Below are 22,233 nucleotides of genomic sequence, written 5' to 3' on the forward strand. Positions count from 1 at the left end.
ATTAAATTACAACGTGCGATTCTCATTAACATTTGGTGCCCTTTAACCCTGGTGGGTACATGACTTTACGTCAAATGCATCTTGTTGAATCGTGTCCGTTTTGGAAGTAAAAAAAATAACCCTCCTATTTTGACAGGATTTGCCAACGATTCCTCCCCCCAAATGGGAGTATTTTCTTGATCTGAGACACGCTTTTGTTAATTCAATCAAAAAAACAGCAACATATTTCCTGTTTTTTTAACATCGGCGGGGTATTAGGCAAGTTAGAAGAGGTATCGTTTACAACTTAACCAAAAGCATTTTCTGCATTGATAAATAAGCGGTATTTGCTTTAACCCTGCTCCGTTCGCGGTTATGAATAGCAAAAAAAACCACTCGCAGGAAAAAATCATGCGAGTGGCTCTTTTTTGCACTTACATTTTGTTACGAGAATTTTGGGGGAATGATCACTCAAAATCCCTTTCCACAATCAGGGAGTCATCCCCTCCTTCCGGAGTAACAGGCGCGTACTGCCATGGATTGTGGTAGTTTTCCATTGCCTCGAATACCACTTTCGCTAGCTCGTTGTTGCTGGCGGCATTATGGCACAGCAGGTACTCCGTATCCGGCAACGACGGGAGTCCCTCAGATTGACCCAGCACACGCAGATCGGGGCTCATCATCTCCACCGGACGGGCTGTTACGCCAAGTCCGGCCTTCACTGCCGCTCGTACCGCAGGCAACGTTGACGCAACGTACGCCAGGCGCCACGGAATACTGGCTTCGTTGAGCGCAGTCAGCACCATATCGCGGAACGGACTAGGATCGTCCAGCAGGACCAGGGGTATTGGCTCACCTTTTTGCAATACGTACTCCGCGGCACAGTACCAGTGCGTAGGAGAAGTACGCAGCGTCAGGCAGTCATACTGGCCAGGTCGATGCGTGGTGACCACCAGGTCAACCTCGTTTTCTTTCAGCATCTCAACCATGAAGGCATTGCGTTTAACGCTAACGTCCAGGGCAAGCTTCGGATAAACCGAGCTAATTCGGTTGAGAAGGAAGGGCAAAATGGTATCTGCTGATTCATCTGACGCCCCTAATGTTAACACTCCCTGAAGGTTGCTAAACATTAATGACATACAGGCTTCATCATTAAAGCGCAGTATCTTTCTGGCATAACCCAGAAGCTGAATACCATGTTCTGTTAAAAGCTTATTACGTCCATGACGCGCAAAAAGCTCTTTACCAACCAGTTGTTCCAGCCGCTGCATTTGCTGACTCACGGCGGACTGGGTACGGCAAACGGCGGCAGCAGCTGCTGCAAAAGTGTTGAGATCGGCGACCGCAACAAACGTTCTCAGCAGATCGAGGTCGAGATTCATTATCGGACGATTTGCATTTATCATATCTTTTCACTTTCAGGTTGCTCGTGCGGAGCTGCCCGGGTTGAAGCTGTGTGTAACAGTTAAGCAATTCCTTCTGAAGAGTTTCCCTCGCGTCCCGGCCCGGCAGACTGCCTGACAGATAGTTATTGTACTTTGGTATATCAACAGTCAGAAATCACGTTTCATGACGTTATTTTTATTCTCTTGCGTTCAGGATATTTCGTTATCTGAAGGTAGATGTAAATTCCATTAAGAGTAAGACATGTTTTCTGCCATCTATATCGCAGCGTTGCCAGCGTAGCAAGATGTGACTTACCCAATCAGCCAGAGATTACTTTAACAATAACAATCGATTAATACAGGAAGGCAGAAGCTGATATACGTAACAAGCCTATCGCTACGCTGCATTCCCAAAACACATCTTAACCCAAATCCACTATATTTATAAGTCTTATTGCAATATAACGGATTTAACGCCAATGATAAGCAACTACACTCTTTTTATTAAAATTAACGAAAGTTGCATTTTCGTCGTTAATAATAAATAAAGTTTAATTTAGATTCAGGCCATTCATTAATAACACTTAACATTAATTTCACATGAGTAACTTTTAACCTGGCTTTGCTAATAGAGCAAACTGTATCTCAGCATTCAGGTTTTACGAATGGTCACTCAGGGGGACTAACGCTTCAGCCCGGATCGTCTTTTTATTTAAATCAGAATAATGTTAATATTTATGTGAAACTTTCAGCATAAAAAACCCAACAATAAGCGTTTTCACGGTAATTTCAGGCGCAAAATCACTCCATCATTAGATTAAGCAATCACAGCAGTGCTGCCTGGTTGGACAAAATCTTCTTCTGTGCGCCCTTCAAAACGAAGCGCGGTGGGAGTACATTGTTCCGTGCTGCTTCCACGGCAGGAAGTTGCAATAATAGCGAAAAGGTTAAAGGTTCATGTCCCCTATCGAAAAATCCAGCAAGCTCGACAACGTCTGTTACGACATCCGTGGCCCGGTACTCAAAGAGGCAAAACGCCTTGAAGAGGAAGGCAATAAGGTTCTGAAACTCAACATCGGCAACCCCGCGCCATTTGGTTTTGAAGCGCCGGATGAGATCCTGGTGGATGTGATCCGTAACCTGCCCACTGCACAAGGCTACTGCGATTCAAAAGGGCTCTACTCCGCCCGTAAAGCCATCATGCAGCACTATCAGGCTCGCGGTATGCGCGACGTCACCGTTGAAGATATCTACATTGGCAACGGTGTCTCGGAGCTGATCGTTCAGGCGATGCAGGCGCTCCTGAACAGCGGCGATGAAATGCTGGTTCCCGCTCCAGACTATCCGCTGTGGACGGCTGCGGTATCGCTCTCCAGCGGTAAAGCGGTGCACTATCTTTGCGATGAATCGTCGGACTGGTTCCCGGATCTGGATGACATTCGCGCCAAAATAACACCGCGCACCCGGGGAATCGTGATCATTAACCCGAATAACCCGACGGGCGCGGTCTATTCAAAAGAGCTGCTGATGGAGATCGTCGAGATCGCCCGCCTGCACAACCTGATCATCTTTGCCGACGAGATTTACGACAAGATCCTGTACGACGCGGCGCAGCACCACTCTATCGCCGCGCTGGCGCCCGATCTGCTGACGGTCACCTTTAACGGACTGTCTAAAACTTACCGCGTTGCCGGTTTCCGTCAGGGCTGGATGGTACTGAACGGTCCGAAAAAACATGCGAAAGGCTACATTGAAGGGCTGGAGATGCTGGCATCCATGCGTCTGTGCGCCAACGTACCGGCGCAACATGCGATCCAGACAGCACTCGGGGGCTATCAAAGCATCAGCGAGTTTATCGTTCCAGGCGGCCGCCTCTATGAACAGCGCAACCGTGCATGGGAATTAATTAATGATATTCCGGGCGTCTCCTGCGTGAAGCCTAACGGCGCGCTGTATATGTTCCCGAAAATCGACGCGAAGCGCTTCAATATTCACGACGACCAGAAAATGGTGCTCGACTTCCTGTTGCAGGAAAAAGTGCTGCTGGTTCAGGGGACGGCGTTTAACTGGCCGTGGCCGGATCACGTGCGTATTGTAACCCTGCCGCGCGAAGACGATCTCGAAATGGCCATCAGCCGCTTCGGGCGATTCCTCTCGGGGTACCATCAGTAACGCTGACTTTCCGCCGGGTGGCGCTGCGCTTACCCGGCCTGTAACATCTGCAAATTTGCATCTTCCCTCCCCTCCCCGCACAATGAAGTCCGTCGCAGTGAAGACATAAGGTAACCTATGAGTCAGAGTCATTTCTTTGCCCACCTCTCCCGCCTGAAACTCATCAACCGCTGGCCGCTGATGCGCAACGTGCGCACTGAAAATGTGTCTGAGCACAGTTTGCAGGTTGCTATGGTCGCTCATGCGCTGGCAGCAATTAAAAACCGCAAATTCAACGGGCAGGTTAATGCCGAACGTATCGCCCTGCTGGCGTTGTACCACGATGCATCGGAAGTGCTGACCGGGGATCTGCCTACCCCGGTGAAATATTTCAACTCGCAGATTGCCCAGGAATATAAGGCCATTGAGAAGATTGCCCAGCAGAAGCTGATCGATATGGTGCCTGATGAGCTGCGTGATATCTTCGGGCCGCTGATCGACGAGCATCAGTATACGGAAGAGGAGAAATCCCTGGTTAAGCAGGCCGATGCGCTGTGCGCCTACCTGAAATGTCTGGAAGAGTTATCTGCGGGGAATAACGAGTTCCTGCTGGCGAAAACGCGCCTGGAGAAAACGCTCGACTCCCGCCGTAGCGAAGAGATGGATTACTTTATGCAGGTGTTTGTGCCGAGCTTCCATTTGTCGCTGGATGAGATCAGTCAGGATTCGCCGCTGTAGTTTTTCGCCCAGCGGCGCTGCGCTTGCAGGGCCTACGAATCACGTAGGCCGGGTAAGGCGTAGCCGCCACCCGGCGATGTTCTCAGAACGGGAATAACTCCGGAATCAGCACCACGCATACCAGCATCACCAGCACGGTGAACGGCACGCCAATCTTCACGAAGTCGCTGGATGAGATTAGCAAGGATTCGCCGCTGTAGTTTTTCGCCCAGCGGCGCTACGCTTGCAGGGCCTACGGATCACGTAGGCCGGGTAAGGCGTAGCCGCCACCCGGCGATGTTCTCAGAACGGGAATTACACCGGAATCAGCACCACGCATACCAGCATCACCAGCACGGTGAACGGCACGCCAATTTCACGAAGTCGCTGGATGAGATCAGTCAGGATTCACCGCTGTAGTTTTTCGCCCAGCGGCGCTGCGCTTGCAGGGCCTACGGATCACGTAGGCCGGGTAAGGCGTAGCCGCCACCCGGCAATGTTCTCAGAACGGGAATAACACCGGAATCAGCACCACGCATACCAGCATCACCAGCACGGTGAACGGCACGCCAATTTCACGAAGTCGCTGGATGAGATTAGCAAGGATTCGCCGCTGTAGTTTTTCGCCCAGCGGCGCTGCGCTTGCAGGGCCTACGAATCACGTAGGCCGGGTAAGGCGTAGCCGCCACCCGGCGATGTTCTCAGAACGGGAATAACACCGGAATCAGCACCACGCATACCAGCATCACCAGCACGGTGAACGGCACGCCCAGCTTTACAAAATCGCTGAATCGATAGTTTCCCGGCCCCAGCACCAGGGTATTGACCGGGGAAGATACCGGCGTCATAAATGCCGCGGACGCCGCCATCGCTACCACCATCGCAAACGGATAGGGCGAAACGCCCATCGATTTTGCCATCGCCAGCGCAATAGGCGCCATCAGCACCGCCGTTGCGGTATTGGAGATGAACAAACCAATGGTGGCGCACATGACGAACAGGCAAACCATCATCAGGTACGGACCATATCCCCCGCCCGCGTCCATTAAGCCTTTTACGATCAAATCCACCCCGCCGGTTTTCTGTAGCGCCAGGGCGAAGGGCATCATCCCAACGATGAGAATGATGCTTGGCCAGTGAATCGCTTTGTAAGCGCTTTCGGCGTCGATACAGCGGAATTTGCCCATTAACAGACAGGCGATTATCGCCGCCACCGGGTTAGGGATCTCGTCCGTCAGCATCAACGCGACCATCAACACCAGGCAAAAAATCGCATGGGGCGCCTGGCTGTGCGCCGGTGACGCGTCGCTCTCTTCAATCGGCATATTCAGCACCACAAAATCGCGGCCTTTCTGCCCGAGCTGGCTAATCAGTTTCCAGTTGCCGACCACGAGGAAGATATCCCCCAGCAGGATCGGCTCATCCACCACCGCCCCTTCAAGGGCTACGCCATCGCGCTTCAGGCCCACTACGTTGAGGCCATAGCGGGTACGAAAGCCGATTTCGCGCACGGTTTTGCCCAATAACTCCGATTCCGGGATCAGCGACACCTCGGCCATTCCCACATCCAGCGCCCGGTCGGAGAAATACTCGCCGCGCAGCACCATCGGCTCCAGCAGCTGCTCGCTACAAAACTCTCGCAGATCCACGTCCGCGGTGGACATATCAATCAGCAGGACGTCACGCGCGCGAAACTCTGACACCCCATTCACGTTAACGATTACCCGACGAAAACGACGCCAGCGCTCAACCCCGATGACGTTCGCGCCATAGCGTTCGCGTAGCTTAAGGTCGTCCAGCCGCTGGCCTATCATCGGCGAACCGGGGCGGATAGCCAGCCGACGGGCGCGCCCGGTCAGACGGTACTCTTTGATCAAATCGCGAAAAGTTCGCCGCTTCCAGCCCTCTTTGGCTTTGTCCTGCTTCTCCCCTTTCAGCGCGAAACGGGTCAACAGCATATAGATAATGCCCATCACCAGTACAACCATCCCGATCGGCGTGACACTGAAAAAGCTAAACCCCTCAAGCCCCTCACGGATCAGTTCGCTGTTTACGACGAGGTTCGGCGGCGTCGCGACCAGCGTCATCATGCCGCTGATGAGCCCGGCAAAGCTCAACGGCATCATCAGCCGCGACGGGGAGATCTGCATCCTCATGCAGACGCTCAGCACAACCGGAATAAAGATGGCCACGACCCCCGTCGAGCTCATAAACGCACCCAGTCCGGCGACCGTCAGCATCAGGTAAATCAGCATTTTGGTTTCGCTGCTGCCCGCCACTTTAACCAGCCACGACCCCATCATCGTCGCCACACCGGTGCGTACCAGCCCGTCGCCAATAATAAACAGGGCGGCAATCAAAATAACGTTGGGATCGCTAAACCCGGAAAAGGCTTCCGGCAGGGAAAGGGTACCGCTCAGAACGAACGCGACAATCACAAACAGGGCGACGGCATCCATGCGCACCTTGCCCGTGGCAAAAAGAATGATGGCGATTAACAGCAGGCTCAGGACCCAAATCAGTTCACCGTTCACAACATGTCCTTGTCAGTGGAGGAGAAGCAATTCTGCCATAAAAAAGCCCCGGTAATGCGGGGCTATATCATGGGATTACATTTTTAGCGAGACGGTTACAACGCCGTCTGATGCCTTCGAGACGTCGATGGCGGTCAGAGTATTAAGCACAAAATCCGCCTCCTCCAGCCGGGGGGACCCCGCCGGGACGTTAACGGCAATGACGTGGCTTCCGGCGTTCAGCCCGGCCAGCACGCCTGCCGCCGCGTCTTCCACCACCACGCACTCCGCTGGCGCAAGGCCGAGCAGTTCAGCGCCGAGCAGAAACGCATCCGGTTCGGGCTTGCCGCGCTTTACGCGCTCAGCGGTAATGAAGACGTCCGGCGTCGGTAAACCGGCCGCCTTATGGCGGGCATGCGCGACAGGAACCGAGCCGGAGGTGACGATAGCCCACGGGATCTGCGCTTCATTCAGATGCTCAAGCAATTCGCGCGCACCGGGCAGCGCGGTGATGCCCTCAGTGTCGGTAGCTTCAATCTGCTCCAGATATTTGAACTCCGCCTGAATCTCTTCCTCAGAACGTCCCGCCAGGAAGTGCCGCAATGAGGTAATGGCCTGTTTGCCATGGATGAAATTCAGTACATCCTGATGGTCGATGCCGTGCCTGTCGGCCCAATGACACCAGGAACGCTCCACTACCGGCAGCGAATCCACCAGCGTACCGTCCAGATCAAACAGAAAACCTTTACACTGCACACGCACCTCCGTCAGGCATTAATGATTTGTTGAATTTCGTTGCTGCTTAAATGGTACTGACGCGGACAGGCGTGCCACGCGCTCAGCATACGTTGATACTTATCCCACATCGGGGTCTGGGCGTTGAAGCCGTGCGTACCCGCATCAAAATGGGTGTAGCGCCCTTCGGTGTTCACCATAAAGCGCACATAGCTCAGATAGCGCGCCTCCGTCGCGGCATCAAAGCCCAGGAACGTTACGCGGCGCTCATCAATGGACTGCTGGTCTTTCAGATTGGTCCAGGACACATGCAGCGCATGGTACATCTCCATGATGTCGATAACGATACGGCAGGTTTCCTCTTTCAGTTCGCCAAATTCGCGATCCAGTTCGCGCATCTGCAAGCCAAAACCACGTTCAACAATGGTTTGCAGGCGGCTGTAGCGCGCAGCGTTATCGGGATCAAGCATAGTCATCATCTTGTACTGGTTAGACAAAATCAGACGTTGAGCATGGGTCATTTCCATCTTTCGACTCCTGTAGCGCATTGCACTGTAAAAAAAAGACACGGTAACTGATTGTTACTGTGCCTTCTTTTGGTCGTCGTTTCGATGATCAATCACAAGTCATCGAGGAATGTTTTATCAAGCTGTTTAAACGCGCGCTTGAGGGTGTCCGCCAGCGCCTGATAATCCGGCTTGCCTTCAACCGGGGCGAGCGCCTGGCCGGCCTCCTCCAGTTTTCCACGCACTTCATAAAACCAGTGTAAAATAGAAGGCGGAAGTGGCGTGACGGAACGTTTACCTAACCACCACAATCCCTGCATCGGCAGGCTTAACGCAAAGAGCGCCGTCGCGACGGCAGGTCCAAGCTGTCCACCCAGCGCAATTTGCCAGCAAAGAGTAAAGACGGCGATCGGGGGCATAAAGCGAATAGCATAGCGCGTGGCGCGAATAGTGCGATTTTCAATAAACATGGGCGCGAGGCGCTTTTCCATCGGCCATGTCTTTGCGTAATGCTGTCCCCGACGAAACAGACTAAAAAAGTTCACGGACGGGATTTCAGGTGTTGACATGGCTGTACCTCAACTTCACATATAAAAATTAAAATTTTCGTGCAAAACCACAACAGGCTATGACAACGTTCAAAATATTTTGTCATCGCTACCCCGTATCGGGTATCCTGTGCCAGCCTGATAGGCCGTAGACGAGAAGCGTTAACTCGTCAAATTATCGCATATTATGCCATTGTCTGAAAAATGTTCAAAATGGCTTAAAATCATAGGTATTTCTTCCATCCTGCCAGAATGTTCGTTTGGCATGATGTTAATCATAAATGTCTGAGTCAGCATGCGTTACGCTTTAGACTCATTGACGTTTTTTTAGCCACGTATCAATTATAGGTACTTCCATGTCGAGTAAGTTAGTACTGGTTCTGAACTGCGGTAGCTCTTCACTGAAATTCGCCATCATCGATGCGCTCAACGGTGATGAGTACCTCTCTGGTTTGGCCGAATGTTTCCATCTGCCTGAAGCACGTATCAAGTGGAAGATGGACGGCAGCAAACAAGAAGCGGCTTTAGGTGCAGGCGCCGCTCACAGTGAAGCGCTGAACTTTATCGTTAACACTATTCTGGCACAAAAACCAGAACTGTCTGCTCAGCTGACTGCGATTGGTCACCGTATCGTCCACGGCGGCGAAAAATACACCAGCTCCGTGGTAATCGACGACTCTGTGATTCAGGGCATCAAAGACTCTGCGTCTTTCGCACCGCTGCATAACCCGGCTCACCTGATCGGTATCGCTGAAGCACTGAAATCCTTCCCGAATCTGAAAGATAAAAACGTGGCCGTGTTTGACACCGCGTTCCATCAGACCATGCCGGAAGAGTCTTACCTCTATGCCCTGCCATACAGCCTGTACAAAGAGCACGGCGTACGTCGCTACGGCGCACACGGCACCAGCCACTTCTATGTGACTCAGGAAGCCGCAAAAGTACTGAACAAGCCGGTTGAAGAAGTCAACATCATCACCTGCCACCTGGGCAACGGTGGTTCTGTTTCTGCTATCCGCAACGGTAAGTGTGTTGATACCTCTATGGGTCTGACCCCGCTGGAAGGTCTGGTGATGGGTACCCGTTCCGGTGATATCGACCCGGCGATCATCTTCCACCTGCACGACACCCTGGGCATGAGCGTTGACGACATCAACAAAATGCTGACCAAAGAGTCTGGCCTGCTGGGTCTGACCGAAGTCACCAGCGACTGCCGTTACGTTGAAGACAACTACGCAGAAAAAGCTGACGCTAAACGTGCAATGGACGTTTATTGCCACCGTCTGGCGAAGTACATCGGTTCTTACACCGCGCTGATGGACGGTCGTCTGGACGCGGTTATCTTCACCGGCGGCATCGGTGAGAACGCGGCAATGGTTCGTGAGCTGTCCCTGGGCAAACTGGGCGTACTGGGCTTCGAAGTCGATCACGAGCGTAACCTGGCTGCCCGCTTCGGCAAGTCTGGCTTCATCAACAAAGAAGGCACCCGCCCGGCTATCGTTATCCCAACTAACGAAGAGCTGGTCATCGCGCAAGACGCGTGCCGCCTGACTGCCTGATTCCACACCGCCAGCAATGCTGGCGGTGCTGTTTTGTAGCCCGCCCAACGCGGCGGTAACGAAAGAGGATAAACCGTGTCCCGTACTATTATGCTGATCCCTACCGGAACCAGCGTCGGCCTGACCAGCGTCAGCCTCGGCGTGATCCGCGCTATGGAACGCAAAGGCGTTCGTCTGAGCGTCTTTAAGCCTATCGCCCAGCCACGTGCCGGTGGCGATGCGCCAGACCAGACCACCTCCATCGTTCGTAAGAACTCCAATCTGCCAGCGGCTGAACCGCTGAAGATGAGCCACGTTGAATCTCTGCTCTCCAGCAACCAGAAAGACGTGCTGATGGAAGAGATCATCGCCAACTACCACGCTAACGCGCAGGACGCTGAAGTGGTGCTGGTTGAAGGCCTGGTCCCGACCCGTAAACACCAGTTTGCCCAGTCTCTGAACTTTGAAATCGCGAAAACCCTGAACGCAGAGATTGTTTTCGTGATGTCTCAGGGCACGGACACCCCAGAGCAGCTGAAAGAGCGTATCGAACTGACGCGCAGCAGCTTCGGCGGTGCGAAAAACACCAGCATCACCGGCGTGATTGTTAACAAGCTGAACGCGCCAGTAGATGAGCAGGGCCGTACGCGTCCTGACCTGTCAGAAATCTTCGACGACTCTTCCAAAGCGAAAGTCATCAAAGTTGACCCGGCTAAGCTGCAGGATTCCAGCCCACTGCCGGTGCTGGGTGCGGTGCCATGGAGCTTCGATCTGATTGCCACCCGTGCAATCGATATGGCGCGTCACCTGAATGCCACCATCGTTAACGAAGGCGATATCAACACCCGCCGCGTGAAGTCCGTGACCTTCTGCGCGCGCAGCATTCCGCACATGCTGGAACACTTCCGCGCAGGTTCCCTGCTGGTGACCTCTGCTGACCGTCCAGACGTGCTGGTTGCAGCGTGCCTGGCTGCGATGAACGGCGTGGAAATCGGTGCGATCCTGCTGACCGGTGCCTACGAGATGGACCCGCGCGTCAGCAAGCTGTGCGAACGTGCGTTCGCCACTGGCCTGCCAGTCTTCATGGTGAACACCAACACCTGGCAGACCTCCCTGAGCCTGCAAAGCTTCAACCTCGAAGTGCCGGTTGATGACCACGAGCGTATCGAGAAAGTTCAGGAATACGTTGCGGGCTACATCAACGCAGACTGGATCGAATCCCTGACGGCGACGTCCGAGCGCAGCCGTCGTCTGTCTCCTCCAGCCTTCCGTTACCAGCTGACCGAGCTGGCGCGTAAAGCGGGCAAACGCGTGGTTCTGCCAGAAGGTGACGAACCACGTACCGTTAAAGCGGCGGCCATCTGTGCAGAGCGCGGTATCGCGACCTGTGTGCTGCTGGGTAACCCGGATGAGATCAACCGCGTTGCGGCGTCTCAGGGCGTTGAGCTGGGCGCTGGCATTGAGATCGTTGACCCGGAAGTGGTTCGCGAAAGCTACGTTGCCCGCCTGGTTGAGCTGCGTAAGAACAAGGGCATGACCGAAGCCGTTGCGCGCGAGCAGCTGGAAGACAACGTCGTGCTGGGTACGCTGATGCTGGAGCAGGACGAAGTTGACGGCCTGGTTTCCGGTGCGGTTCACACCACCGCGAACACCATCCGTCCACCGTTGCAGCTGATCAAAACCGCACCGGGCAGCTCTCTGGTCTCCTCCGTGTTCTTCATGCTGCTGCCTGAACAGGTTTACGTTTATGGCGACTGCGCGATCAACCCGGACCCAACCGCAGAGCAGCTGGCAGAAATCGCTATCCAGTCTGCGGACTCCGCGACTGCCTTCGGTATCGAACCGCGCGTCGCGATGCTCTCCTACTCCACCGGTACTTCTGGTGCAGGCAGCGACGTAGAGAAAGTCCGAGAAGCAACCCGCATTGCGCAGGAAAAACGTCCGGATCTGATGATCGACGGCCCGCTCCAGTACGATGCCGCGGTAATGGCTGACGTTGCGAAATCTAAAGCGCCTAACTCGCCGGTTGCAGGTCGCGCTACCGTGTTCATCTTCCCGGATCTGAACACCGGTAACACCACCTATAAAGCGGTACAGCGTTCAGCAGACCTGATCTCCATCGGGCCAATGCTGCAAGGTATGCGCAAGCCTGTGAACGACCTGTCTCGTGGTGCGCTGGTTGACGATATCGTCTACACCATCGCGCTGACGGCGATCCAGTCTTCGCAGCAGCAGTAAGCTAAAAAGCCCGGTGGCGCTAGCGCTTACCGGGCCCAGGGTTTTGTAGGCCGGATAAGCGAAGCGCCATCCGGCAAAAAAGGCGACCATTCAACGGTCGCCTTTTTTATTACAGCAACTCTCGTGCCGCCGACACAATGTCATGTGCCGTCAGGCCATACTCCTTCTGCAGGAAGTCCTGCGTGCCTACCTGACCGTAACGCTCCTTCACCCCAACCCGCCGCATCGGCACCGGACAGGTTTCCACCAGCACTTCCGCCACCGCCGACCCCAGCCCGTTGTGAATGCTGTGGTTTTCGCAGGTCACAATACGCCTGGTTTTCTCGGCATAATTTTTCACCAGCATCCGATCTATAGGCTTCAGGGTAAACATGTCGATGACCGCTGCGCTTACCCCCTCCTGCTCCAGCTGGCGCGCCGCCTCCAGCGCTTCCGCCACCATAATGCCGTTAGCAATCAGGGTAATATCGGTTCCCTCGCGCAGCACGTTGCCCTTGCCGATGGTGAAGGTTGACCCCGGGGCATAGACGCTCGGCGCCTGTTTACGGATGGTCCGCACCCAGTAGAAGCCTTCCAGGTCGATAAGCTGACGCAGCACATCTTCGAACATCACCGCATCGGTCACCTCCAGCACCACTGAATGCGCCAGACCGCGCACGATGCCCATATCCTCAAACGACATATGCGTCCCGCCGTTGTGGCAGGCCGTCACGCCCGCATCCGAGGCAATCACCTTCACGTTATTGCGCTGGTAGTCCAGGGACATAAACAGCTGGTCGAAGCAGCGACGGCTGGCAAAGGCGGTAAAGGTATGGACGAACGGCTTACGTCCGGTGAGCGACAGCCCGGCGGCCGTCCCAATCACGTTGGCCTCCATAATGCCGCAGTTGATGACGTGCTGTGGATAATCACGCGCTACGCCGTCCATCGCCATCGAACTCATCAGATCCGCTTCGAGCGCAATAATCTCGCTCCCGGCCTCAATCTGTTTTGCCACAAAACCCGCATAGACCTTACGCATCTCAACCGAATCTTTCTGTCCTGTCGGTGCAACCTTAATCATGTGAAGCCTCCAGTTGGCGAATCGTCTCGTTGAGCGCCGCTTTGCTCTCCTCAGTTAATCGCAGGTGATGCGAGTTGCTGAGCTGTTCCAGGTATGGCACCCCCTGCCCTTTGATGCTGTCGAGGATCACCACCCGCGGACGCGCATCGGTCGCAGGGATCGGCGCGGTCACCTCCAGCAGCGCCGGAATGTCGTCCCCTTTCACCGTCACCACGTCAAAACCAAAGGCCCGGAATTTGCCTTCCAGATCGAAGGCGCTGATGATTTCGTCCAGCTCGCCGTCGAGCTGCTGTTTGTTCCAGTCCACGAACACCGTCAGATTGTTCAGTCGATGGTGAGCAATAAACTGGAAGGCTTCCCAGCACTGCCCTTCGTTCAGCTCCCCGTCGCCAACGATGCAAAACACCCGGTTTGGCCTTTCTGCCAGCTTGTGCGACAGCGCCATGCCGCCTGCAATGGAGATCCCCTGCCCCAGCGATCCGGTGGTGGCATCCACGCCGCGTGTTTTCAGGCGATCCGGGTGGCTTGGCAGACGCGTTCCGTTCTGGTTTAGCGTGCTCAGCTCTTCAATCGGGAAGTAACCCTTAATCGCCAGCGTGCTGTACAGCGCCGGGCCCGCATGTCCCTTCGACAGCACAAAGTAATCGCGCTCTGGCCAGTCCGGATCGGCCGGGTCAATTTTCATTACCGCGCCGTACAGAACGGCCAGTGTTTCAACGACTGACATGCTGCCGCCGTAGTGACCAAAACCCAGCTGCGTCAGGGATTTCAGCGTCTCAAGGCGGATCTGACGCGCCAGTTCGGTTATTTCATTTTCATTCATGATTTGGCTCCGGGGTTTTCCTGCGCGTTACCGCTGGCAGGTTTGTTTTTAGCGAAGACGTTGTAGGCCACCAGCAGCGCAAACAACACAACAACCAGTCCGGTGATGGCAAGCGGCGACAGGAAGCGCGCCAGGTTGCCGAGCACAATCCCGACGGCGCCAAAGTCGGCGTCCGAGAAGGTCGTATTCGCAAAGCCAATCGCGCCCAGAACAGGCAGCAGCAGGACCGGCAGGAAGGTGATCAGCAGGCCGTTAGCAAAGGCGCCAATCATCGCCCCGCGACGTCCGCCGGTGGCGTTCCCAAACACGCCCGCCGTTGCACCGGTGAAGAAATGCGGCACGACGCCCGGCAGGATCAGCACCCAGCTAAACTGACCGCAGATGAACAAGCCTACAATCCCGCCGAGGAAGCTGAACAGGAAGCCAATCAGCACCGCGTTTGGCGCATACGGGTAGACCACCGGGCAGTCCAGCGCAGGTCGCGCATTGGGCACCAGTTTTTCCGAGAAGCCGGTAAAGGCCGGGACAATTTCCGCCAGAATCAGGCGCACGCCCTGCAAGATGATAAACACGCCTGCCGCGAAGGTGATGGCCATAATGATGGCGTACACCAGGTAGTTCTGGCCGCCGCTGAAGGTGGCCTCCACGTACTCACGCCCGGCGCTCACCGCCATAATCAGGTAGATAATCATCATGGTCAGTGAGATGGAGATCGAACTGTCGCGCAGGAAGCTGAGGTTCTTCGGCAGGTTCATCTCTTCGGTGGAGCGCGAGCCTTTACCGACCTTGCTGCCAATCCAGCCGGACAACACGTAGCCCAGCGTGCCGAAATGACCGAAGGCAATCTCATCGTTGCCGGTAATACGCTTCATATAGCGCTGCGCAATCGCCGGGAAGAAGGCCATAATCAGGCCGAGGATCAACGAACCGGTGAAGACCAGCCCTACCCCTTCGAAGCCTGCGACCGTCAGGATCACGCCAATCATGCACGCCATGTAGAAGGTGTGATGCCCGGTCAGGAAGATGTACTTCAGGCGGGTAAAGCGCGCGACAATAATATTCGCCACCATCCCGAAAGCCATAATGAGCGCGGTGGAGGCACCATATTTTTCCAGGGCAATTGACACAATAGCTTCATTGTTGGGAATAATGCCCTGAATATTAAAGGCGTGCTCAAACATACCGCCGAGCGGATTTAAAGAGCCCACCAGCACGGTTGCGCCGCCGCCCAGTACAATAAAGCCGAGAATGGTTTTAATTGTGCCTTTTACCACATCTGAAAAGGCTTTTTTCTGCGCCACCAGACCAATCAGGGCAATTAACCCGACCAGGACGGAAGGGACTTTTAAAATATCAACAACGAAATTCAGCGTTTCAAGGATAAACATATCCACCTCGCCTTTTCAGGATTATTGTCTTTCGAACCAGGCGCGCAGCTGCGCTTCGAGTTCGTTGATATCGATAATATTGTTGATCACCACCAGCTGGCTTTCCGGCACGCTGGCGCTGGCGGCAATGTCTTTCGCCATCACAAACAGGTCCGCCGCGCCAGGCGTGGCCGAGGAGAGATCGGAGTGTTCAACCTCTGCCTCAATTTCCAGTTTTTTGAGCACCTTTTTAATATTCATTTCGACCATAAAACTGCTGCCCAGGCCGGAGCCGCAAATAGCCATAATTTTCATTGTTATCCCCTTTTTTGAGTAGAGTACGCCCCATCACGCTGACGCGTAATGTTGAGATGAATCGGATTAAATAATTAAATCAGAAGCGATTGATGACGGTTTTTATCTCCTCCAGCGTATTCGCCCGATGTAATTCAGCTATATCTTCGTCGCTGGAAAATAATTCTGCTAAGGCGGAGATCATTTCGATATGGCTATGTTTGTCCGGCGCCGCCAGCATCGCAATCACATCGACGGGGTCAAACTCACCAGCACCAAATGAGACGCCCTGTTTCAGTTTTAATAATGACAGGCCAAGTCCTTTCGCCCCTTCTTCCGGTCGCGCATGTGGCATTGCCAGCCCAGGAGCCAGCACATAGTAGGGACCTAACCTGTGATGCTGCTCAATGATAGCCGTGACATATTCCGGCGCAATGACCTGCAAATCCAGCAGCGGTTTCGCGCACAGTTCCAGCGCCTGGGGCCAGCTTTCAACGCTATCCTTTAGGATGATGGTTGTATCATATATCCACTTTTTGAGCATTTTTCACTCCCGCTTAAGACCAGACATGGGCAAACTCTATTCAACCCATCAATTAATGACTGCGATCGCGATCACAAAGATAGCGCTACCAACTACTAACATGCAGAACTGTGATAGCGCTATCAAATTGCTATCCTGGTGCGAAATCACAGCAAAAAAAGGGATTTAAGGCGTATACTGCCTGTCACGTAAAATGAAGGATGAAACTAAATCGCGTCCTGTCAGCAGGAAGATGTATGTCTTTAACCCGAAAACGGCGCAGTACCGGAAAAGTAACGCTCGCGGATGTCGCGCAGCTTGCCGGCGTAGGCACGATGACTGTTTCCCGTGCCCTCCGCACGCCCGAACAGGTTTCCGATAAACTGCGTGAAAAAATTGAAGCCGCGGTGCAGGAGCTGGGTTACATGCCCAATCTTGCCGCCAGCGCACTGGCATCGGCATCGTCATGGACGATTGCGATGGTAGTACCCAATCTTTCCGAAGCTGGCTGTTCCGAGATGTTCGCCGGGCTACAGCAGGTGCTCCAGCCAGCCGGATATCAGATTATGCTGGCGGAATCTCAGCATCGTCTTGAACAGGAAGAGAAACTGCTTGAAACGCTGCTGGCCTCGAACATCGCCGCGGCGATACTGCTCAGCGTCGAGCACTCCGATACCGTGCGACACTGGCTAAAAAACGCCTCTATCCCGGTGATGGAAATGGGTGCAATGCGTGCCGATCCTATTGATATGAATATCGGGATTGATAACGTCGCCGCCATGTATGAACTTACCGAAATGGTGATTCAGCGCGGCTATCAGAATATCGGCCTGCTGTGCGCTAACCAGGAGCAGTGGATTTTTCAGCAGCATTTGCAGGGCTGGTACAAGGCGATGCTGCGCCACCACCTGGCGCCAAATAGAGTGATTAATGCCGCCATGCCGCCGAACTTCTCCACCGGTGCGGCACAATTGCCAGAGTTCCTGCTGGCGTGGCCGGAGCTGGATGCGCTGGTGTGCGTGTCAGATGAACTGGCCTGCGGCGCGCTGTATGAGTGCCAGCGTCGGCGCATCAAGGTGCCGGACGATTTAGCGGTCGTGGGCTTTGGCGACAGCGACGTCAGCCGCGTCTGTCAGCCGCCGCTGACGACGATGGCAGTACCGCATCGCAAGATTGGGATTGAAGCCGGGAAAGCGTTACTGGAACGTCTGAATGACGGAGACTGGCGCGACCATAAACCCATCGCGTCCAGCCTGTGTCTGCGGGAAAGCTGTTAAGGCTTACTCAGCCTCTTCCTCTTTTTCCGCCTTATTTTCCGGTTTAGCGGATTCGTTTTTGGCGTTGCGGGTCATCCACAGCGCCAGTGCTTTAAGGGAATCCGGCGTGAATTCGTCGCAACGCGCGGTGATCTCTTCCGGCGTCATCCAGCACACTTCGCTCACTTCCTCTTCCTGCAAGGCGAAAGGTCCGTGGGAAACGCAGCTAAACAGCCCGCCCCAGACGCGACAATGCTCATCTTCGAAATAAAACTGTCCGTGCTCGGCAAACGGCACGCCAGCGATACCTAACTCTTCTTCCGCTTCACGACGCGCGGAATCCAGCAATACTTCATCGGCCTGCACGACGCCACCCGCTGTGGCATCCAGCATACCAGGAAGAAAATCTTTGGTGTCGGTGCGACGCTGGACCAGAATCTTGCCCATGCCGTCATGAACAACGATGTAAGTCGCGCGGTGACGCAGACGCTCCGCACGCATTTGTTCGCGGCTGGCCTGCGCGATCACTTCATTCTCTTCGCTGACAATGTCAACCCACTCAGTACTTGCCAAATGATTCTGCTCCACCATCGGGAAACCTTCTCGTCTAAGCGCTCTTTCGGCGCGTTTGCAGTTGTGGTGTAACTTACGGATTAATCGCTATCTGCGCAATAACTTGCTGATCATTAAGTGCGATAACGCTTAATGTCCCGTCTTCATACATGCCGTAGCTTGCCGGGTTACCGCCTTTAGGAATGCTGACAGACCCGGGGTTAAAGTGGTAAAACGCCCCGCGTTTTTCCGCCACCGGAATATGAGTATGACCATAAACCAGGACATCGCCAGCGGCGAGTGACGGCAGGTTATCCGGGCCGAACAGGTGCCCGTGGGTCAGGAACAAACGGCTGTTTTCCATCAACACCTGTTGCCAGGGAGCGGTGATGGGAAATTGCAGCAGCATCTGGTCAACTTCGCTGTCGCAGTTGCCGCGAACGGCGATAATGCGCGAGGCAAAATGATTAAGTTTTTCCGCCACCTGCGCGGGAGCATAGCCTTCCGGCAACGCATTGCGTGGGCCGTGGTTTAACACATCGCCCAGGATCACCAGCCATTGCGCCCCGCTTTGGGCGAACAGAGAAAGCACGCGTTCGGTCGCGGGCAGCGATCCATGAATATCCGACGCAAACATCAGTTTCATCAGTTACTCCTCGGGAATTCAGACTGCCCCTATCATACCTCAAGCGCCCCGTCTTATCAGCCCGCGCGCTTAGCAGAGAGTGCCAGATAGCGCTGTACCGACGCGCGTTGCCACTGGAATGTGGCGTAATCCACCAGTAGCTGTGGGACGTCATCGCCGTTGAGGATAAGGCGATTGAGCATCAGCGCCAGATCGGTGTCGGCAATACACCACTCGCCAAACAGGTTTGGGTTACCCTGTGACAGCAGCGATGACGCGGTATCAATCAGCTTCCGGGCGCTGGATAAGCCTTCCTCGCTGAGGGCGGGCTTTTTGACGCCAGCGAACACCACGTCCGTGGAGCGTTCTGTGCGAATCGGCACCAGGTCGCTACGCAGCCACGCCTGGATCTGGCGGGCGCGGGCGCGCTTTTGCAGATCGTGAGGATAGATGCGTTCCCACTCTGGTGGGGCAAAGCGGTCTTCAAGGTACTCGTCAATCGCTGAGGATTCACTCAACTCAAAACCGTCAATCTCCAGCACAGGGACACGGCGGGTGAGCGCGTAGCCCTGCCACTGAGGCTTCAGATGTTCGCCGCTGTCCAGGTCAACGGTTTTCAGACTAAAAGTTAGCCCCTTTTCTGCCAGCGCCACATAAACGCTCATGACATAAGGAGATAAAAAGTTCGCATCGGACCACAACGTTATTACAGGCTGGCTCATAACATCCTCATCGGCTGATCGGTTTTCACTCAACATATAATCTCTTTGCCTCGCTGTCACTTGATGAAAACTCACGATTTACAACAAGCACCTATACTGATTTTTCATGGCAACACTATTCGCACTGACAGGAGTTGAGAATGATAGATCTCTATTATGCCCCCACCCCTAATGGCCATAAGATCACCCTCTTTCTTGAAGAAGCCGAACTGGACTACCGGATCATTCGCGTGGATATCAGCAAAGGCGATCAGTTCCGCCCCGTTTTTCTGGCCATCTCGCCCAACAATAAAATTCCGGCCATCATTGATAACTTGCCTTCAGACGGCGGAAAACCGCTAAGCCTGTTTGAATCCGGAGAGATACTGCTTTATCTGGCGGAGAAAACCGGCAAGCTTCTGAGCGGGGAGTTGCGCGAGCGTCATCACACGCTGCAATGGTTATTCTGGCAGTCGAGCGGCCTGGGGCCGATGCTGGGGCAGAATCATCACTTTACCGCCTATGCGCCGCAGACGATCCCTTACGCCATTGAGCGATATCAGGTCGAAACCCAGCGCCTGTACGGGGTCCTGAACCGTCGGCTGGAAAAATCACCGTGGCTGGGAGGTGAGCATTACAGCATCGCAGATATCGCCTGCTGGCCGTGGATCAACACCCATGAACGCCACCGGATCGACCTGGCCACTTATCCGGCGGTTAACAACTGGTTTGAGCGCATCCGGACCCGCCCGGCAACCGAACGCGCCATGCAAAAAATCCATCAGATTTGAGCCTGTGCCCCGTTGGGTGCAGGTGTTCTCCTCATGTATGATGAGGTAAAAATACTGACACGGAGAAGACCTGCAATGTCCCAGCATGACGCTATTATTCGTATAAAAAACCTACGCTTACGCACATTCATTGGTATCAAAGAGGAGGAGATCGCGAATCGCCAGGATATCGTGGTGAATGTCGTGATCCATTACCCGGCAGACAAGGCGCGCGCCAGCGAGGACATCAATGACGCGCTGAACTATCGCACGATCACCAAAAGCATCATCCAGTACGTTGAGAACAACCGTTTTGCGCTACTGGAAAAATTAACTCAGGATGTGCTCGACATCGCACGCGAACACCACTGGGTCACTTATGCTGAAGTGGAGATCGATAAACTTCACGCCCTGCGCTACGCCGACTCCGTCTCCATGACGTTAAGCTGGCAGCGCCAGGCGTAAACCTGGAGGTTGTATGAAGATCCTGCTCACCGGCGGTACGGGGCTGATTGGTCGCCATCTCATTCCACGTTTGCAGGCGTTGCATCACGACATTACCGTGGTCACGCGCAGCCCGGAGAAAGCGCGCCAGGTGCTGGGCACCGGCGTTGAGATCTGGAAAGGCCTGGCGGAACGGCAGGATCTGAACGGCTTTGACGCCGTCATCAACCTCGCAGGCGAGCCTATCGCTGATAAACGCTGGACCGAAGAGCAAAAACAGCGTTTATGCAGCAGCCGCTGGAACATGACCGAAAGGCTGGTTGAGCTGATTCGTAACAGCGAGATGCCGCCCTCGGTGCTGATTTCCGGCTCTGCAACAGGCTACTATGGCGATCTTGGTGAAGTGGTGGTGACCGAAGAAGAGCCGCCGCACAACGAGTTTACCCATAAACTCTGCGCCCAGTGGGAGCGTATCGCCTGCGGGGCGCAGAGCGATAACACCCGCGTCTGCCTGCTGCGCACCGGCGTGGTGCTTGCTCCGAAAGGCGGTATTCTCGGTAAAATGTTGCCGCCGTTTAAAATGGGGCTTGGCGGGCCCATCGGCAACGGTCGTCAGTATCTGGCGTGGATCCATATCGACGATATGGTCAACGGTATTCTCTGGCTGCTGGATAACGACCTGCGCGGGCCGTTTAACATGGTATCTCCCTACCCCGTACGTAATGAACAGTTTGCTCACGCCCTGGGTCATGCCCTGCATCGCCCGGCGGTACTGCGCGTGCCTGCGACGGCGATTCGGCTGTTGATGGGCGAATCTTCGGTGCTGGTGCTGGGCGGCCAGCGCGCGCTGCCAAAACGGCTGGAAGCGGCCGGATTTACGTTCCGCTGGTATGACCTGGAAGAGGCGCTGGGGGATGTGGTGCAGTGAATATGTTAGAGTTATACGCCATCTCTGGATGATATGGCGTAACTATGGCAACCATCACCACAACCCGGCTTCACCTCACCCCTTTCGAACCTTCTGACTGGGCGTTCTTTCGCTCTCTGCGCGAAGACCCCAACATCATGCGCTATATGGCCGCTATCATGCCTGAAAAAGAGACGCGCCGCGTATTTGCCGCGCGCCTGATGGCGGAGCATGTCTTTGTGATCCGTCTGCATAACGACGTTACGCCGCTCGGGGATATCGGCCTGCAAATCAGTGCGGCGAACCGTGAAGAGGCGGATATTGGCTACACGGTTGTGCCTGACGCGCAGGGAAAAGGCATTGCCAGCGAGGCGCTGCGGGCGGTGTGTGAGTATGCATTTAACCAGACGGGCGTGAAGGCGATAAACGCGTACGTGCTGGCGGATAACGTTGGGTCGGTGCGGGTTCTTGAGAAAGCAGGTTTTGTGCGCACGCAGGTACTGGAGAAGGCGTACGAGATTAACGGCGTACGGTATGACGACTGGGTGTATCGGCTGGAGTGTGGTGCGGTCTGAATGCCGGGCGACACTGCGTTTGC

22 protein-coding genes and 1 pseudogene are annotated in these 22,233 nt (G+C 54.6%); 9 read left to right on the forward strand and 14 right to left on the reverse strand.

Annotated elements, in window-relative coordinates; genetic code table 11:
- Positions 1-446: 446 nt before the first annotated feature.
- Positions 447-1,385 carry a transcriptional regulator LrhA gene (lrhA, locus tag ACQG2Q_RS16215; protein WP_032622483.1) on the reverse strand — a complete coding sequence of 313 codons (939 nt, stop codon included), beginning with the start codon at positions 1,383-1,385 and terminating at the stop codon, positions 447-449.
- Between the two features lie 936 nt (positions 1,386-2,321).
- Between lrhA and alaA the strand changes: the two genes are divergently transcribed.
- On the forward strand, positions 2,322-3,536 hold the full coding sequence (alaA, locus tag ACQG2Q_RS16220) for an alanine transaminase AlaA (protein WP_022648831.1): 1,215 nt from the start codon (positions 2,322-2,324) through the stop codon (positions 3,534-3,536).
- Between the two features lie 117 nt (positions 3,537-3,653).
- Positions 3,654-4,253: a 5'-deoxynucleotidase gene (yfbR, locus tag ACQG2Q_RS16225; protein ID WP_022648832.1), complete on the forward strand. Its 600-nt coding sequence runs from the start codon at positions 3,654-3,656 to the stop codon at positions 4,251-4,253.
- Between the two features lie 82 nt (positions 4,254-4,335).
- Here the strand turns inward: yfbR and ACQG2Q_RS16230 are convergent.
- The 5 genes and pseudogenes from ACQG2Q_RS16230 to yfbV form a co-directional block, all read right to left on the reverse strand.
- Positions 4,336-4,428: pseudogene (locus ACQG2Q_RS16230) on the reverse strand (hypothetical protein); the annotation flags it as partial.
- Positions 4,429-4,933: 505 nt separating this feature from the next.
- Entirely contained in the window at positions 4,934-6,766 is a 1,833-nt protein-coding gene (locus ACQG2Q_RS16235) for an SLC13 family permease (RefSeq protein ID WP_063849960.1), read from the reverse strand.
- A gap of 75 nt (positions 6,767-6,841) precedes the next feature.
- Positions 6,842-7,501 (reverse strand): sugar phosphatase, encoded by a 660-nt coding sequence (locus tag ACQG2Q_RS16240; protein ID WP_023300628.1) that lies wholly within the window; start codon positions 7,499-7,501, stop codon positions 6,842-6,844.
- Between the two features lie 11 nt (positions 7,502-7,512).
- Positions 7,513-8,007: a YfbU family protein gene (locus ACQG2Q_RS16245; RefSeq protein ID WP_008502874.1), complete on the reverse strand. Its 495-nt coding sequence runs from the start codon at positions 8,005-8,007 to the stop codon at positions 7,513-7,515.
- A gap of 92 nt (positions 8,008-8,099) precedes the next feature.
- Positions 8,100-8,555 carry a terminus macrodomain insulation protein YfbV gene (gene yfbV / locus ACQG2Q_RS16250; protein ID WP_003861459.1) on the reverse strand — a complete coding sequence of 152 codons (456 nt, stop codon included), beginning with the start codon at positions 8,553-8,555 and terminating at the stop codon, positions 8,100-8,102.
- 335 nt (positions 8,556-8,890) lie between these two features.
- Here yfbV and ackA point away from each other — a divergent pair, with 335 nt between their 5' ends.
- Both ackA and pta read left to right on the forward strand, forming a co-directional pair.
- A complete protein-coding gene (gene ackA / locus ACQG2Q_RS16255) occupies positions 8,891-10,093 on the forward strand; it encodes an acetate kinase (RefSeq protein ID WP_022648835.1) in 1,203 nt (400 codons plus the stop codon).
- A 75-nt stretch (positions 10,094-10,168) separates the two neighbouring features.
- Positions 10,169-12,310: a phosphate acetyltransferase gene (pta, locus tag ACQG2Q_RS16260; protein ID WP_022648836.1), complete on the forward strand. Its 2,142-nt coding sequence runs from the start codon at positions 10,169-10,171 to the stop codon at positions 12,308-12,310.
- A 109-nt stretch (positions 12,311-12,419) separates the two neighbouring features.
- On the opposite strand, the gene ACQG2Q_RS16265 is transcribed toward pta, so the two are convergent.
- The 5 genes from ACQG2Q_RS16265 to ACQG2Q_RS16285 form a co-directional block, all read right to left on the reverse strand.
- A complete protein-coding gene (locus tag ACQG2Q_RS16265; RefSeq protein WP_023306640.1) occupies positions 12,420-13,373 on the reverse strand; it encodes a transketolase family protein in 954 nt (317 codons plus the stop codon).
- Positions 13,366-14,196 (reverse strand): transketolase, encoded by an 831-nt coding sequence (locus tag ACQG2Q_RS16270; protein ID WP_023300630.1) that lies wholly within the window; start codon positions 14,194-14,196, stop codon positions 13,366-13,368. Before ACQG2Q_RS16270 ends, ACQG2Q_RS16265 begins: the two co-directional genes overlap by 8 nt.
- The gene (locus ACQG2Q_RS16275; RefSeq protein WP_017383437.1) at positions 14,193-15,584 is read right to left on the reverse strand and encodes a PTS ascorbate transporter subunit IIC; all 1,392 of its coding nucleotides are present in this window, start codon (positions 15,582-15,584) and stop codon (positions 14,193-14,195) included. The genes ACQG2Q_RS16270 and ACQG2Q_RS16275 overlap by 4 nt, the downstream gene beginning before the upstream one ends.
- Before the next feature lie 21 nt (positions 15,585-15,605).
- Complete coding sequence (locus ACQG2Q_RS16280) at positions 15,606-15,878, reverse strand: PTS sugar transporter subunit IIB (protein WP_003861447.1); 273 nt, start codon at positions 15,876-15,878, stop codon at positions 15,606-15,608.
- Positions 15,879-15,957: 79 nt separating this feature from the next.
- A complete protein-coding gene (locus tag ACQG2Q_RS16285) occupies positions 15,958-16,401 on the reverse strand; it encodes a PTS sugar transporter subunit IIA (RefSeq protein WP_063849956.1) in 444 nt (147 codons plus the stop codon).
- A 236-nt stretch (positions 16,402-16,637) separates the two neighbouring features.
- Here ACQG2Q_RS16285 and ACQG2Q_RS16290 point away from each other — a divergent pair, with 236 nt between their 5' ends.
- Positions 16,638-17,657 (forward strand): LacI family DNA-binding transcriptional regulator, encoded by a 1,020-nt coding sequence (locus ACQG2Q_RS16290; protein WP_003861441.1) that lies wholly within the window; start codon positions 16,638-16,640, stop codon positions 17,655-17,657.
- 3 nt (positions 17,658-17,660) lie between these two features.
- Here ACQG2Q_RS16290 and yfcD read toward each other — a convergent pair whose 3' ends face one another.
- From yfcD to yfcF, 3 genes are read right to left on the reverse strand one after another with little or no spacing between them, the layout of a single operon-like run.
- Positions 17,661-18,227, reverse strand: coding sequence for an NUDIX hydrolase YfcD (gene yfcD / locus ACQG2Q_RS16295; protein WP_006811396.1), 567 nt, complete (start codon positions 18,225-18,227; stop codon positions 17,661-17,663).
- A gap of 55 nt (positions 18,228-18,282) precedes the next feature.
- Positions 18,283-18,834, reverse strand: coding sequence for a phosphodiesterase (yfcE, locus tag ACQG2Q_RS16300; RefSeq protein WP_023300633.1), 552 nt, complete (start codon positions 18,832-18,834; stop codon positions 18,283-18,285).
- 56 nt (positions 18,835-18,890) lie between these two features.
- Positions 18,891-19,535, reverse strand: a complete 645-nt coding sequence (yfcF, locus tag ACQG2Q_RS16305; protein ID WP_063849954.1) for a glutathione transferase — start codon at positions 19,533-19,535, stop codon at positions 18,891-18,893.
- A gap of 140 nt (positions 19,536-19,675) precedes the next feature.
- Between yfcF and yfcG the strand changes: the two genes are divergently transcribed.
- The 4 genes from yfcG to ACQG2Q_RS16325 all read left to right on the forward strand — a co-directional run bounded on the left by yfcG (position 19,676) and on the right by ACQG2Q_RS16325 (position 22,210).
- Positions 19,676-20,305, forward strand: coding sequence for a GSH-dependent disulfide bond oxidoreductase (gene yfcG, locus ACQG2Q_RS16310; RefSeq protein ID WP_022648841.1), 630 nt, complete (start codon positions 19,676-19,678; stop codon positions 20,303-20,305).
- 75 nt (positions 20,306-20,380) lie between these two features.
- Positions 20,381-20,749 (forward strand): dihydroneopterin triphosphate 2'-epimerase, encoded by a 369-nt coding sequence (gene folX, locus ACQG2Q_RS16315; RefSeq protein ID WP_003861432.1) that lies wholly within the window; start codon positions 20,381-20,383, stop codon positions 20,747-20,749.
- 13 nt (positions 20,750-20,762) lie between these two features.
- Positions 20,763-21,656 (forward strand): TIGR01777 family oxidoreductase, encoded by an 894-nt coding sequence (locus ACQG2Q_RS16320; RefSeq protein WP_023300635.1) that lies wholly within the window; start codon positions 20,763-20,765, stop codon positions 21,654-21,656.
- 44 nt (positions 21,657-21,700) lie between these two features.
- Complete coding sequence (locus tag ACQG2Q_RS16325; protein WP_038416458.1) at positions 21,701-22,210, forward strand: GNAT family N-acetyltransferase; 510 nt, start codon at positions 21,701-21,703, stop codon at positions 22,208-22,210.
- Positions 22,211-22,233: the final 23 nt, after the last annotated feature.

The sequence above is a fragment of the Enterobacter cloacae complex sp. 370H10 genome (genome assembly GCF_050031535.1).
Classification (GTDB): Bacteria; Pseudomonadota; Gammaproteobacteria; order Enterobacterales; family Enterobacteriaceae; genus Enterobacter; species Enterobacter intestinihominis.

Coding starts and splice junctions, on each gene's coding strand:
- ACQG2Q_RS16245 (WP_008502874.1), bottom strand. CDS start 8,007: ATGGAAATGACCCATGCTCAACGTCTGATTTTGTCTAACCAGTACAAG.
- yfbR (WP_022648832.1), top strand. CDS start 3,654: ATGAGTCAGAGTCATTTCTTTGCCCACCTCTCCCGCCTGAAACTCATC.
- ACQG2Q_RS16265 (WP_023306640.1), bottom strand. CDS start 13,373: ATGATTAAGGTTGCACCGACAGGACAGAAAGATTCGGTTGAGATGCGT.
- yfcD (WP_006811396.1), bottom strand. CDS start 18,227: ATGGTGGAGCAGAATCATTTGGCAAGTACTGAGTGGGTTGACATTGTC.
- ackA (WP_022648835.1), top strand. CDS start 8,891: ATGTCGAGTAAGTTAGTACTGGTTCTGAACTGCGGTAGCTCTTCACTG.
- ACQG2Q_RS16270 (WP_023300630.1), bottom strand. CDS start 14,196: ATGAATGAAAATGAAATAACCGAACTGGCGCGTCAGATCCGCCTTGAG.
- ACQG2Q_RS16320 (WP_023300635.1), top strand. CDS start 20,763: ATGAAGATCCTGCTCACCGGCGGTACGGGGCTGATTGGTCGCCATCTC.
- ACQG2Q_RS16280 (WP_003861447.1), bottom strand. CDS start 15,878: ATGAAAATTATGGCTATTTGCGGCTCCGGCCTGGGCAGCAGTTTTATG.
- ACQG2Q_RS16325 (WP_038416458.1), top strand. CDS start 21,701: ATGGCAACCATCACCACAACCCGGCTTCACCTCACCCCTTTCGAACCT.
- ACQG2Q_RS16290 (WP_003861441.1), top strand. CDS start 16,638: ATGTCTTTAACCCGAAAACGGCGCAGTACCGGAAAAGTAACGCTCGCG.
- yfcG (WP_022648841.1), top strand. CDS start 19,676: ATGATAGATCTCTATTATGCCCCCACCCCTAATGGCCATAAGATCACC.
- yfcF (WP_063849954.1), bottom strand. CDS start 19,535: ATGAGCCAGCCTGTAATAACGTTGTGGTCCGATGCGAACTTTTTATCT.
- alaA (WP_022648831.1), top strand. CDS start 2,322: ATGTCCCCTATCGAAAAATCCAGCAAGCTCGACAACGTCTGTTACGAC.
- lrhA (WP_032622483.1), bottom strand. CDS start 1,385: ATGATAAATGCAAATCGTCCGATAATGAATCTCGACCTCGATCTGCTG.
- yfbV (WP_003861459.1), bottom strand. CDS start 8,555: ATGTCAACACCTGAAATCCCGTCCGTGAACTTTTTTAGTCTGTTTCGT.
- ACQG2Q_RS16275 (WP_017383437.1), bottom strand. CDS start 15,584: ATGTTTATCCTTGAAACGCTGAATTTCGTTGTTGATATTTTAAAAGTC.
- folX (WP_003861432.1), top strand. CDS start 20,381: ATGTCCCAGCATGACGCTATTATTCGTATAAAAAACCTACGCTTACGC.
- ACQG2Q_RS16285 (WP_063849956.1), bottom strand. CDS start 16,401: ATGCTCAAAAAGTGGATATATGATACAACCATCATCCTAAAGGATAGC.
- yfcE (WP_023300633.1), bottom strand. CDS start 18,834: ATGAAACTGATGTTTGCGTCGGATATTCATGGATCGCTGCCCGCGACC.